Origin of the sequence: Sporosarcina gallistercoris, assembly GCF_014836415.1 — a bacterium.
Classification (GTDB): domain Bacteria; phylum Bacillota; class Bacilli; order Bacillales_A; family Planococcaceae; genus Sporosarcina; species Sporosarcina gallistercoris.
In genome coordinates, this window is the sequence record NZ_JACSQY010000015.1 from 13,365 (window position 1) to 26,471 (window position 13,107).

The following is a 13,107-nucleotide window of genomic DNA, read 5'->3' on the forward strand; positions in this document are numbered from 1 at the left end:
GAAAAACTGCCGTATCGACATTTAATAAGCAGCAGCCACAAAGTTTTCAAGTTATCCACATTTTTTCGTGCCACGTGCTAGGCCAACAGACAGATTTGTGATAAAATTTACTGTTAGATAGTTACGCCCGAAAAATGGTTGTACACATGTGGATAACGAGAAATAGGAAGGTGAGTCAGCGTGCAATTTGATACGATAGCGGCAATTTCAACGCCGATGGGAGAGGGAGCAATTGCGATAGTCCGCATCAGCGGTGATGAAGCTGTTGCAATAGCGGACAGATTGTTCCGATCACCGTCCGGCAAGCGTTTAGTGGATTCATCGTCCCACACGATTCATTATGGTCATTTAGTGGACCCAGCAACTGACGAAACCGTGGAAGAAATCATGGTGTCTCTTATGAAGGCCCCGAAAACATTCACTCGTGAAGACGTGATCGAATTGAATTGTCACGGTGGTTTAGTTTCCGTGAATCGGGTACTTCGTCTGGTGCTGCAGTATGGTGCACGACTAGCGGAACCAGGGGAATTCACGAAACGTGCCTTTTTAAACGGCCGTATTGACTTGTCTCAATCCGAAGCCGTCATGGATCTGATACGGGCTAAAACCGATCGCGCGATGAATGTCGCGTTAAATCAGATGGACGGAAAGTTATCACGTCTGATAGGCGAGTTACGTCAGGCACTCCTCGAAACACTTGCACAAGTCGAAGTGAATATCGATTATCCTGAATACGATGATGTAGAAGAAATGACCATTCCTTTAATGATTGAGAAAGGGGAGTGGGTGCGAAGTGAAATCATTCGGCTCCTTGCCACATCTTCCCAAGGTAGAATTTTACGAGAAGGGCTTTCTACAGTCATTATCGGACGGCCGAACGTAGGGAAATCTTCCTTACTTAACAGCCTTGTCCAGGAAAATAAAGCAATTGTAACTGACATAGCAGGGACAACTCGTGATATTATTGAAGAGTACGTGAATGTAAAAGGCGTACCCCTGAAATTGGTCGATACAGCGGGTATTCGGGAAACGGAAGACTTAGTGGAACGAATTGGTGTAGAACGCTCCCGACAAGTACTAAAGGAAGCGGATCTTGTCATATTGCTGTTGAATGGTTCAGAAGATCTGTCACCTGAAGACGAAAGGTTACTTGAAACGATCCGTCCAATGGATGCGATTATTGTCGTGAACAAGACGGACCTTCCTCAGAAAATCGATATCGGATCCGTCCAACAACTGGCGGGCGAAAAGCACGTCATTACAACTTCTATCCTTCAAGATGAAGGGGTAGAAGAACTCGAAGAAACGATTGCCGGCCTCTTTTTCGGGGGAGACATCGAAGCGGAAGATCCGACATATGTTTCTAACGAGCGTCACATTGCGCTGCTGCACCAAGCGAAAACATCCATTGAAGATGCCATTCAAGCAGCAGAAGCACGCGTTCCTATTGATATGATTCAGATCGATATCACACGGACGTGGGAACTTCTCGGTGAAATTGTTGGAGATACCGTTCAAGACAGTCTCATCAACCAGCTATTCTCTCAGTTTTGCCTCGGAAAATAATCAATTGAACACTTGGTCTGTAGCCTAGTGATTCACATATAGGAAGGATGAACGAGCATGCCACAATTTGAAGCAGGCACGTTCGATTGTATCGTCATCGGCGCCGGTCATGCAGGCGTAGAAGCAGCATATGCATCAGCAAAAATGGGGGCGAGCACGCTCGTACTTACCATGAATCTGGATATGATTGCCTTCATGCCTTGTAATCCATCACTCGGAGGTCCTGCAAAAGGGATCGTTGTCCGTGAGATCGATGCACTTGGCGGAGCGATGGGTAAAGTAATCGACAAAACACACATCCAAATGCGGATGTTAAATACAGGAAAGGGACCTGCAGTACGTGCGCTTCGGGCGCAAGCGGACAAAGTCCTTTACCAGCAAGAAATGAAACGTATGCTGGAAGATCAGGAGAATTTGTCTCTTCACCAAGGCGTTGTAGAGGAACTGATTGTAGAAGACGGAGAAGTGAAAGGTGTACTCACACAAATCGGAGCCATCTACCGTGCGAAAACAGTGATTGTCACGACAGGAACCTTTTTACGAGGAGAAGTCATCATTGGAGACTTGAAATACTCCAGCGGTCCGAATAACCAAATGCCTTCCATCGGCTTGGCGGATAGCCTTCGTGAACTTGGCTTCGACACGGTCCGATTCAAGACCGGAACACCTCCGCGGGTGAATAGTAATACGGTGGATTATAGCAAGACTGAAATTCAACCGGGTGATGAAACACCACGTGCATTCAGTTTCGAAACAACGGAATACATCACAGATCAGCTGCCATGCTGGTTAACATATACATCCCCAACAACGCATCAGCTTATAAACGATAACCTTCATTTGTCACCGATGTATTCAGGCGTCATCAAAGGTAAAGGACCAAGCTATTGTCCGTCAATAGAGGATAAAATTGTCCGTTTTGCAGATAAATCACGACATCAGATTTTCCTTGAGCCGGAAGGCCGGAATACGCGGGAAATGTACGTCCAAGGATTATCTACGAGTTTACCTGAGCACGTACAACGTAAAATGATTGAAAGTGTTCCAGGGCTGGAAAAAGCTCAAATGCTGCGTGCAGGTTATGCGATCGAGTATGATGCGATCGTTCCGACACAGCTATGGCCAACACTGGAGACGAAAAAAATCAAGAATTTGTATACCGCAGGCCAGCTAAACGGTACATCCGGTTATGAAGAAGCTGCGGCACAAGGCATCATGGCGGGTATCAATGCAGCAAGTCGTGTGCTAGGAAAAGAAGAAGTGGTTCTTGGACGGGCGGATGCTTATATTGGTGTCCTAATCGATGATCTTGTGACAAAAGGAACAAGTGAGCCATACCGGTTGCTCACTTCTCGTGCAGAATACCGCCTATTGTTGCGACATGATAATGCGGATTTACGCCTTACTGAAATTGGACATGCACTTGGAATGATTTCTGATGAGCGCTATGAAAAATTCGTAATGAAAAAACAACAGATTGAAGAAGAAATTGAGCGGTTACGGAAAGTCTCCGTGAAGCCTGATGAAGCAGTCCAGGCAATTATTGAAGCGGCAGGAGGGACACCTCTTCGTGAACCGATGAAAGCTGCCGATCTGTTGAAGCGTCCTGAGATGAAATACGAAGAAATCAGCAAAGTCATTCCCCCTGAAATAGCATGTACTCCCGAAGTGGCAGAACAAGTTGAAATTTCAATCAAGTACGAAGGATACATTGAAAAAGCGATGCAACAAGTGAATCGAATGAAGAAGATGGAGAACAAGAAGATACCAGAAGGCATCGATTATCACGCAATTACTGGACTTGCTAAAGAAGCAAGAGCGAATCTCAGTGATGTCCGTCCATTATCGATTGCACAGGCATCTCGAATTTCAGGAGTGAATCCAGCGGACATATCCATCCTTCTTGTCTACATTGAACAAGGTAAAATCGCTAAAATATCCGGCTAATCCCAGCTAATACGGATATAAAGTCCGTATTAGCTTTTTTGAAAGGTGGATTCCATTGAACGAAGAACAATTTATAGAAGCACTACAAGAGAAAGGAATCTCTCTAACTGAGCAACAGCTTGCTCAGTTTGATCTGTATTTCAAACTACTTGTAGAATGGAATGAAAAAATGAACTTGACAGCAATTACAGATGCTCCGTCAGTTTATCTAAAACACTTTTACGATTCAATTTCGGCAGCATTTTTCTCGGATTTATCCAAGGAACTAACGCTTTGTGATGTAGGTGCAGGTGCAGGATTCCCAAGTATTCCGTTAAAGATTTGCTTCCCTAATCTACACGTAACTATTGTGGATTCATTAAATAAACGCATTAATTTTTTGAATGAACTTGCAGAAAAACTAAAGTTGGAAAATGTTCGATTCGTTCATGCGCGTGCTGAGGATTTTGGACAAAATCCAGCATACCGTGAACAATTTGATATCGTAACAGCACGGGCGGTTGCACGGCTAAGTGTCTTAGCAGAGCTATGTGTTCCTGCACTGAAAGTAGAGGGGCAATTCATTGCCATGAAAGGTGCTGCTGCAGCTGACGAAATGGCTGATGCGAAAAAAGCACTTGAAACTCTCGGCGTTGTGTTAGAAGATAAACATACATTCTTTCTTCCGCTAGAAGAGAGTGAACGGACTGTATTTGTATTCTCTAAAGTCAAAAAGACGCCTAAAAAGTATCCACGAAAACCGGGCATTCCAAATAAGACGCCAATCTGTTGAACTGTTTCACGTGGAACATTGTAGGCCGGAAAGAAGGGGAGTGAGCGCATTGCTCTCTTTCTTACATAGGTTTTCAGTCCAATTCAAAGGAAATGGACTGCCATCAAAATGTACCAACAGAAAAATAGTTGTACGAATGATGGAAGGAAATCATCCTCTCTGCAGCGACTGGACGTGTTCACAACAGAGGATAGTCTTGAAAAGGTGGTGTCTGGAATGAAAAATACGTTCTCACGTTTTTTTGGGAATGGAGAAAAAGAACTCCCCCCGTTAGAAGAGGCGGAACCTATGGTGAATGAATCCGTAGAACAAATTCAAATCGATCGTATTAAGCCGAATCGTTTTCAACCGCGCACCATCTTCTCTGAAGAGAAAATTGAGGAGCTGGCTCGTACGATTCATACGCACGGGATCATCCAGCCAATCGTCATAAGACAGACTGAAGAAGACACTTATGAAATTATTGCCGGGGAGCGCCGTTACCGGGCAATGAAAAAACTTGGATGGGAAGAAGTTCCTGCCATTGTTCGTAACTTGGACGATAAAGAAACCGCGTCTATTGCCCTGATTGAAAACTTACAACGGGAAGAACTTACAGCAATTGAAGAAGCATATGCATATGAAAAGCTGCTGGAGCTCCATGCGTTGACACAAGAAGCATTGGCGCAACGCTTAGGAAAAGGCCAATCAACGATAGCGAACAAAATGAGATTGCTGAAGCTTCCTGAGGATATTAAACAAGCAATATTGACTAAAGAGTTATCGGAGCGTCATGCCCGCGCACTTATTGCGTTGAAAGATCCTGAACTCCAGAAACAAGTATTTCAGGAAACGTTAGAAAAAGGACTTAACGTCAAACAGTTAGAAGCAAGAATAAAAGAAGTATTAACGCCTCCTGAGCCAAAAGAGAAAAAGGTAGCCCCGCGAAGGAAGTCGGTAAGTAAAGATGTCCGCATTGCAGTCAATACAATTCGTCAATCCCTGACGATGGTAACGAAGAGTGGAATTGACCTTACAACGGAAGAGGAAGACTCTGAGGACTATTACACATTCACAGTGAAAATCCCGAAATCTAAATGAAAATCGTGTGAAAAGACTCTTGCTTTCAGTTGGCAAGAGTTTTTGGTCTGTTATTCGTACCATTTATTATGCTTTTTTGGTAAACTGATAGATAGAACAATTATGTAAGGATCGAACAGCATGTTAGGAAGAAAGCAGGTGCTCGTTTGGGAAGAATTATCGCAATAGCCAATCAAAAAGGCGGCGTTGGGAAGACAACTACCTCGGTAAACCTCAGCGCCTGTCTTGCTCATATTGGAAAAAAAGTATTGTTGATTGATACAGATCCACAAGGAAATGCGACGAGTGGAGTAGGCATTAACAAAGGGGATGTCCAGAATTGTATTTATGACATCCTTATAGACGACGTCCCAATGAAAGACGTGATTTTGCCAACGAAAGTACCTCAATTGGATTGTATTCCCGCAACGATTTCATTGGCAGGAGCGGAAATTGAATTAGTTTCAACAATTTCAAGGGAAGTTCGTATGAAACATGCCATTCAAGAAGTGAAAGCCAATTATGATTACATCATTATTGACTGTCCGCCTTCGTTAGGGTTGTTGACCATCAACGCACTGACTGCATCCGATTCCATTGTCATACCAGTACAATGTGAATATTATGCATTGGAAGGATTGAGTCAATTGCTCAGCACGATTCGTCTCGTGCAAAAGCATTTAAACGAAAATCTTGTGATTGATGGTGTGTTGCTCACGATGTTTGATGCACGTACGAATTTAGGCATTCAAGTTATTGATGAAGTAAAGAAATACTTCCAAGACAAAGTATATAAAACGATTATTCCACGAAATGTAAGGTTGAGTGAAGCACCGAGTCATGGTGAACCGATCATTTTATATGATGCACGTTCACGCGGAGCGGAAGTTTACTTAGAGCTGGCAAAGGAAGTGGTTCACAATGGCTAAAGGTCTTGGCAAGGGAATTAATGCATTATTTCCAGGAGAGTCACTTGTAAAAGCGGAAGCAGTGGAGCAAATCAATCTTAAGAGTATTACTGTCAATCCGTATCAACCTAGGAAACGTTTTGATGAGACAGCAATTCAGGAACTTAGTGCTTCCATTCAAGAACATGGTGTCTTGCAGCCGATCATTTTACGCAAAGTCGGATCTGCCCACGAGATTGTGGTTGGAGAACGTCGTTTCAGAGCAGCAAAACTTGCTGGATTGAAAGAGATTCCTGCAGTTGTTCGCCAACTTACAGATACCGAATCAATGGAACTTGCGATTTTGGAAAACCTTCAACGTGAAGATCTTTCACCCATTGAAGAAGCTGAAGCGTACCAAAACTTAATGGACAGCCTGGAGCTTACCCAAGAGCAACTTGCATTCCGTTTAGGGAAGAGTCGTCCTCATATCGCCAATCATATCCGATTGCTCGCACTGCCCGAGAAAGTCCGTAAAGACATTACGGAAGGGAAGTTATCGATGGGACATGGTCGTACGTTACTCGGGTTGCGTAAAAAGGACCAAATTAATATTATCGCTGAAAAGACGATGAAAGAGGGCTTGAATGTTCGTCAATTGGAAGCGTTAGTTCAAAAGTTAAATGAACATGTTTCACGTGAAACAATTAAGAAGAAAGAAAAGAAAGATTTGTTTCTCGTTGAACAGGAAACAACATTGCGTGAACACTTTGGAACGAATGTATCTATTAAAAAGACAAAAAACAAAGGGAAAATTGAAATTGAATTTTTCTCCGAAGAAGATTTTGAGCGGATTCTTGATTTGCTGAATGATTGAACGTGTACCTATTTCGCATTAGCGGAATAGGTACTATTTTTTAATGGTCGGGAAGTGGTATACGTGGTGTTTTACGGTACGTTAGTGAACGTAGCATTGATAGTCGCAGGTTCTTTGATAGGCAGAGTATTTAAAAACATCCCTGATCGTATGAAACAGACGGTGATGTATGGTATTGCATTAGCCGTAATGGCGATTGGAATCCAAATGACCTTTGAGAGTACACAGTTGCTCATTGTCATTATTAGTATTGTGCTGGGATCTGTTATTGGTGAATGGATTAACGTCGATAATATGATGGAGCAAGCAGGAAAGTGGTTGGAATCAAAAATGCCTGTCCAAAAAAGTGGACAAGGCATTTCTCAGGGGTTCATTACAGCGACGATGATTTTTGTCATTGGATCTATGTCAATAATAGGGGCAATTGACAGTGGGTTGCGGAATGATCACGATGTGTTGATGATGAAAGGGATAATCGATGGGTTCACTTCCATCATTCTCAGCTCCACACTCGGAATTGGAGTGATTTTTTCTGCGGTACCCGTATTGCTATATCAAGGATTGATCACCTTGTTTTCTACACAGATCAGTCGCTTTGTCCCGGATGAACTACTAGAACTTTTCATATCGGAGATGACAGCGACTGGAGGTTTGATGATTTTGGCAATTGGCCTGAACTTAATCGGCTTGACTAAGATCCGAGTAGCGAATTTCATTCCCGCTATTCCGGTAGTGGCCCTGATTGTAAGTATCATATACGCGTTTTGACTGCAGGCGGCCATGAGCGAGTTGCAGTGCTCGTGAAATAGTTCGTCCCATTTCATAGGACAGATGAAGCCGCGTGCTTTGAAGAACGGAATGCTCCATAAAGCCACCGATATTGACAACGCCTTTTATAGCAATATCACCAACGGAAGGCAGTTCTTTTCCAACTGCTTTTCCCGGTTGCAAGGGACCGTCTTGGATAAGCAGATGGCCAACGGATTCACTTTTCCCAAGACATGCATCAACCGCTACGAGGTAGGCATCGGGGTGGGTCACAGCAAGCTCCGATACAGTCTGTTCGATGTTAAGTGCATGAAGGGGTTCTTCTAAAGTTCCGATGACTCGGTAAGGAAATGATCGAGTTTCTGTGAGCAGCGAGCCAACGAGAGGACCGAGAGCGTCACCAGTTGAACGATCCGTTCCAATGCAGAGGAACAGGATTTCACGTGTTGTAAAAGGGATATTCTCAAGCAATAACGTGCTCAATTTCCAAACGGCTCCGGTTTCTTTGTAATGAATACGAGAGTTCAATTCAGCTTGTTCAAGTTTTTGCATAATCAGGCTCCTGTCTAGGAATAGTAGTAGGAATGTGTGGTGTCCTGCAGTATACTCAAAACAAAGCCAGATTATACGTACATAACTAATCTCAAGTGAATGTATAAGAATGGATGATCGGGGTGAATAGATTGGAAGCTAAGAAATTTGGCATCAATGATGTCGTAGAGATGAAGAAACAGCATCCATGCGGAACGAATTCTTGGAAAGTCATACGTATGGGCGCAGACATTCGTATTAAATGCTTAGGGTGTGGCCATAGTATCATGATTCCTCGTAACGAATTCACAAAAAAAATGAAGCGTGTTACCCAGAAGGGTGAAATCGAAAGCTGAATGGACAGAAAGACGTTCTCTCCTTATAATGGAAGAGCTGCATTGAATAATCGAACATCATAATTTTGTATAGATGAAAGGTTGGGAAAGTTATGGCATTGACGGCTGGTATCGTCGGACTTCCGAACGTAGGGAAGTCCACGTTGTTCAACGCAATTACAAAAGCTGGTGCGGAGGCTGCAAACTATCCGTTCTGTACGATCGATCCGAATGTCGGAATCGTAGAAGTACCCGATGAGCGGCTTCAAAAGCTGACGGAACTTGTAACTCCGAAAAAGACAGTTCCTACTGCTTTTGAGTTTACAGATATCGCTGGAATCGTCGAAGGAGCAAGCAAAGGGGAAGGACTTGGAAACAAGTTTCTGTCTCACATCCGGGAAACAGATGCAATTTGTCAGGTTGTCCGCTGTTTCGCAGATGACAATATTACACACGTAAGTGGTAAAGTGGACCCGTTGTCAGACATCGAAGTGATAAATCTTGAATTGATTCTCGCGGATATGGAGAGCGTGGACAAGCGTCTCCAACGTGTCACAAAAATGGCAAAACAGAAAGACAAAGAAGCAATGATCGAAGAACCGGTGTTGCTCAAACTGAAAGATGCGTTTGAAGCAGGGGAGTCTGCTCGCTCGGTTGAACTCACTCCAGAAGAAACTGCAGTTGTGAAAGGCATGCATTTGTTGACCATTAAACCGATGCTCTACGTAGCGAACGTTTCGGAAGATGAAATCGCTGATGCGGCAAACAATGAGCATGTCCAAGCTGTTCGTGACTTCGCGGAAAAAGACAATGCAGAAGTCATCGTTGTCTGTGCTAAAATCGAAGAGGAGATGGCTGAGCTCGATGATGATGAGAAGCAGATGTTCCTCGACGAGCTTGGCATCGAAGAATCCGGTCTAGATCAGTTGATCCGTGCTGCGTATCAGTTGCTTGGATTGGCAACGTACTTTACAGCTGGTGTGCAGGAAGTGCGTGCATGGACATTCCGTAAAGGCATGAAAGCTCCTCAATGTGCTGGCGTCATCCACACGGACTTTGAACGCGGGTTCATCCGTGCTGAAACGGTTGCTTATGAGGATCTGATGGCAGCGGGTTCTATGGCGGCTGCAAAAGAAGCCGGAAAAGTACGTCTTGAAGGAAAAGAATACATCGTTAAAGACGGCGATGTTATGTTATTCCGTTTTAACGTTTAATCGGAACGAAAAGAAAAAGCAAGGCAGGTGAGGACAACTCCTTCATGCCTTGCTTTTTCATGTTGATAAAAGGGATGTTATATACTCGATCCATCTATAGAGAAGTCCGCAACTTATGTGTTGCTTGATCCATGACAATCTGCAGGTTCGTGCAGATAAAGACGCGGGCGTTCCGGATCATCTTTTACGAGCCAATCATCTGGAAATTGCTTGAGCTCTTTGTACATTGCAAAGTCTCCAACAGCTCCGCCAATCAGCAGCCCGCCGAGCAATAACCATACTCCGTCCGAAAGGTATAAGCCGATAATAGTCGGGATAACACCCGTAGTCCAAAATGGTAATAGCAGCGCCTTTCGAATGGCGGCATTGGTCATCCACTCATCCGTTGTAGCGTAAGCGATACCGAGCTTTAAATTCACTCCAATAATCATCTTCCGCCACGGAACACCGGCAAATACGCGAAACCCTAATAAATGAAACAACTCATGTACAACGATCAGGACAATGTATCCGAGGATCACAAAAAGGACTTTCCAAAAAGAAAAAGAAATTGTCAGCTCCTGTTGGATACCAAGTTGAATCAAGCTATCGAAAACAAATATGCCAAGAGTTACCCATAAGGTTACCCATAACCCTTTTTTTGCTACTATTTGTAAGTCTAAGTCAACAATATGTGCAGGTTCCCGAGACGCAAGCATCCAAACACCTCTTTCTATTAGTGCAAACTTCATTAGCTATCTTTTTCTTTACTATACAGGAGAAACGCTTGAATTACGAAGGAACCTATGATAGTATGTATTGATGTGAGTAAACGAATTTACTTACTCCTTGCCCGCTGCGTGCAGCAGGGCCCAAGTCCATAAGGAGGTGACTACAGATGAGAAAGTATGAAATTATGTACATTATTCGCCCGAGTCTAGATGACGACGCGAAAAAAGCATTGATCGAACGTTTCGACGGAGTCTTGACTTCTAACGGTGCGGAGATCATCGAGTCGAAAGAGTGGGGCAAGCGCCGTCTTGCATACGAAATCGACGATTTGCGTGAAGGTTTCTACCAGTTGGTAACTCTTAACGCAGGTACAGAAGCAATCAACGAATTTACACGTCTTGCGAACATCAACGAAGGAATCCTTCGTCATATGGCTGTCCGTCTAGACGCATAATCCATAAAACTAACGTAAAAAACGATGAGGGAGGCTGAATTCTGATGATTAACCGCGTCGTATTGGTCGGCCGATTGACAAAAGATCCTGAACTCAAATATACACAAAGTGGAATCGCGGTCACTCGCTTTACACTGGCAGTGAACAGACCGTTCTCAAGCCAGTCCGGCGAACGTGAAGCAGATTTCATCAGCTGTGTAGCTTGGAGAAAACAGGCGGAAAATACTGCGAATTTCTTACGCAAAGGAAGTCTGGCTGGTGTAGACGGTCGTATTCAGACAAGTAATTTTGAAGGACAAGATGGCAAGCGCGTCTTCATGACGGAAGTTGTGGCAGATAGCGTGCAATTCTTGGAACCTCGAAATGCAAACTCTGAACGATCCGGCTCACAAGAAAGTGCACCTGCGTACGGAAACCAACAGTCCGACCGTCCGTATAATCAGAATCAGCAACAGAATCAGCCATCTTATCAGCCTAACCAGCAAAACTATACACGTACTGATGAAGATCCGTTCCAATCAGGTGGCGGTCCGATTGAAGTATCGGACGATGATTTGCCGTTCTGATCCGGATTTCATCCATACGGATAAAAAGGAGGAGAAACGATTATGGCACCACGTCGTGGAGGAAAAAGACGTCGTAAGGTATGTTATTTCACGTCTAACAACATTACACACATCGACTATAAAGATGCAGACTTGCTCAAGAAATTTGTTTCTGAGCGTGGGAAAATTTTGCCACGTCGCGTTACAGGTACAAGCGCGAAGTATCAGCGTAAGCTGACTTCCGCTATCAAGCGCGCACGTATCATGGCACTTCTACCATTCGTAGCAGAAGAAAGATAATTACAAAAGCCACCTTGTCAGCCTGGGATTTCCCTAGGGTGCGGGGTGGCTTTTTTATTCCCAGTAAAAATCCAGGGAACAGCTGTGTGGTTTTGGTGTCTGTTCTCTAATCGTGATACAATCAGAGGAGGACATCTAGACGAAATCCATAGGGCTTTTCATACAGATGATGCACTACGAACCGGAGGAATCCAAATTATGCAAGACAATGCACGAAAACTGACATATGGAGCCATGATGATTGCATTGTTCGCGGTCTTGTTTGCGGTGAGTCTTTTTATACCGCTGCTTGGCAGTGTTTCGCTGTTTTTCATCCCGCTGCCCATTCTACTTTACCGACTTCGCTATGATCGAAGCGCAAGTCTAGTGGTCGCTGTCGCGGCTATATTAGTTTCTTCATTACTAGGTGGTTTCCTATCCATTCCCGCTGCAATTTCACTTGTTCTCATTGGTTTTGTAATGGGCGAGACGATCCAACTAGGAAAATCCAAGTTCTATACTGTAATGGCCGTTAGCCTCACTGTCCTTTTTTCAATGGTAGTTACGTATGTAGGCGGCGTGTTATTTTTTGAATTCAATGCAATTGAAGTGATGATGGATACTTTTCAAGAGGCGCAACAAAAGATGACGGAGTTTTTATCAGACGTTGGTACACTTCCAAAGGATTATGAAAAAATCATTTCCGATACTTTTTTATACTACCGTTCCACAATTCCGGCAATGGTGATACTAGGATCCTTGTTTGCAGGCTATTTGTTTGTTGCTGCGAGCTTTTATACAGCAGAACGAGTAGGGGCGAACATTCAGAAGTTCCCACCGTTCCGGGAAATGAAACTTCCGTTTATGACAATTATTGTTTATGCGTTAGTGATTCTTTCCTCATTCTTGATGGGAAATGATACAACGTCCACGTATTACTTATTCTATATCAATGCGATGGTCATTTTGCGATTTGCATTTTTGCTACAAGGACTTTCACTTATCTATTACTTTTTACATGAAAGACAACTACCTCGCTTCATAACTGTGATTGCTACAGTTTTTGCGGTGATGTTGAATCCTATGACGATCCTGCTTGGGACACTGGACACGGCCATTGACATTCGGGCTTGGATAGGAAAAGACAAGGTGAACTAGGAGG

Annotated in this window: 15 protein-coding genes; 13 read left to right on the top strand and 2 right to left on the bottom strand. The window is 43.8% G+C overall.

What is annotated here, in order from left to right:
- Window positions 1-180: 180 nt before the first annotated feature.
- From mnmE to H9659_RS14560, 7 genes are all read left to right on the top strand, one after another.
- On the top strand, window positions 181-1,566 hold the full coding sequence (mnmE, locus tag H9659_RS14530; RefSeq protein WP_191691902.1) for a tRNA uridine-5-carboxymethylaminomethyl(34) synthesis GTPase MnmE: 1,386 nt from the start codon (window positions 181-183) through the stop codon (window positions 1,564-1,566).
- A gap of 57 nt (window positions 1,567-1,623) precedes the next feature.
- Window positions 1,624-3,513: a tRNA uridine-5-carboxymethylaminomethyl(34) synthesis enzyme MnmG gene (gene mnmG, locus H9659_RS14535; RefSeq protein ID WP_191691909.1), complete on the top strand. Its 1,890-nt coding sequence runs from the start codon at window positions 1,624-1,626 to the stop codon at window positions 3,511-3,513.
- 55 nt (window positions 3,514-3,568) lie between these two features.
- Window positions 3,569-4,285, top strand: coding sequence for a 16S rRNA (guanine(527)-N(7))-methyltransferase RsmG (gene rsmG / locus H9659_RS14540; protein WP_191691914.1), 717 nt, complete (start codon window positions 3,569-3,571; stop codon window positions 4,283-4,285).
- 216 nt (window positions 4,286-4,501) lie between these two features.
- Window positions 4,502-5,365, top strand: coding sequence for a nucleoid occlusion protein (noc, locus tag H9659_RS14545; RefSeq protein WP_191691922.1), 864 nt, complete (start codon window positions 4,502-4,504; stop codon window positions 5,363-5,365).
- Between the two features lie 146 nt (window positions 5,366-5,511).
- On the top strand, window positions 5,512-6,273 hold the full coding sequence (locus H9659_RS14550; protein ID WP_191691924.1) for a ParA family protein: 762 nt from the start codon (window positions 5,512-5,514) through the stop codon (window positions 6,271-6,273).
- Window positions 6,266-7,108, top strand: a complete 843-nt coding sequence (locus tag H9659_RS14555; RefSeq protein ID WP_191691925.1) for a ParB/RepB/Spo0J family partition protein — start codon at window positions 6,266-6,268, stop codon at window positions 7,106-7,108. Before H9659_RS14550 ends, H9659_RS14555 begins: the two co-directional genes overlap by 8 nt.
- Window positions 7,109-7,171: 63 nt before the next feature.
- Window positions 7,172-7,876 (top strand): DUF554 domain-containing protein, encoded by a 705-nt coding sequence (locus tag H9659_RS14560; RefSeq protein ID WP_191691927.1) that lies wholly within the window; start codon window positions 7,172-7,174, stop codon window positions 7,874-7,876.
- Here the strand turns inward: H9659_RS14560 and yyaC are convergent.
- Window positions 7,787-8,428, bottom strand: coding sequence for a spore protease YyaC (gene yyaC, locus H9659_RS14565; protein WP_191691929.1), 642 nt, complete (start codon window positions 8,426-8,428; stop codon window positions 7,787-7,789). The two genes, H9659_RS14560 and yyaC, sit on opposite strands and share 90 nt — an antisense overlap.
- Before the next feature lie 131 nt (window positions 8,429-8,559).
- Between yyaC and H9659_RS14570 the strand changes: the two genes are divergently transcribed.
- Entirely contained in the window at window positions 8,560-8,763 is a 204-nt protein-coding gene (locus tag H9659_RS14570) for a DUF951 domain-containing protein (RefSeq protein ID WP_191691975.1), read from the top strand.
- Window positions 8,764-8,855: 92 nt separating this feature from the next.
- The gene (ychF, locus tag H9659_RS14575; RefSeq protein WP_191691931.1) at window positions 8,856-9,956 is read left to right on the top strand and encodes a redox-regulated ATPase YchF; all 1,101 of its coding nucleotides are present in this window, start codon (window positions 8,856-8,858) and stop codon (window positions 9,954-9,956) included.
- Between the two features lie 113 nt (window positions 9,957-10,069).
- Here ychF and H9659_RS14580 read toward each other — a convergent pair whose 3' ends face one another.
- Entirely contained in the window at window positions 10,070-10,654 is a 585-nt protein-coding gene (locus H9659_RS14580) for a DUF3267 domain-containing protein (RefSeq protein ID WP_191691933.1), read from the bottom strand.
- Between the two features lie 179 nt (window positions 10,655-10,833).
- Here H9659_RS14580 and rpsF point away from each other — a divergent pair, with 179 nt between their 5' ends.
- From rpsF to H9659_RS14600, 4 genes are all read left to right on the top strand, one after another.
- Window positions 10,834-11,121, top strand: coding sequence for a 30S ribosomal protein S6 (gene rpsF / locus H9659_RS14585; protein WP_025784265.1), 288 nt, complete (start codon window positions 10,834-10,836; stop codon window positions 11,119-11,121).
- A gap of 44 nt (window positions 11,122-11,165) precedes the next feature.
- Window positions 11,166-11,687, top strand: coding sequence for a single-stranded DNA-binding protein (ssb, locus tag H9659_RS14590; RefSeq protein WP_191691935.1), 522 nt, complete (start codon window positions 11,166-11,168; stop codon window positions 11,685-11,687).
- Window positions 11,688-11,729: 42 nt separating this feature from the next.
- Entirely contained in the window at window positions 11,730-11,966 is a 237-nt protein-coding gene (rpsR, locus tag H9659_RS14595) for a 30S ribosomal protein S18 (RefSeq protein WP_191691937.1), read from the top strand.
- Between the two features lie 198 nt (window positions 11,967-12,164).
- Window positions 12,165-13,103, top strand: a complete 939-nt coding sequence (locus tag H9659_RS14600) for a YybS family protein (protein ID WP_191691939.1) — start codon at window positions 12,165-12,167, stop codon at window positions 13,101-13,103.
- Window positions 13,104-13,107 lie beyond the last annotated feature (4 nt).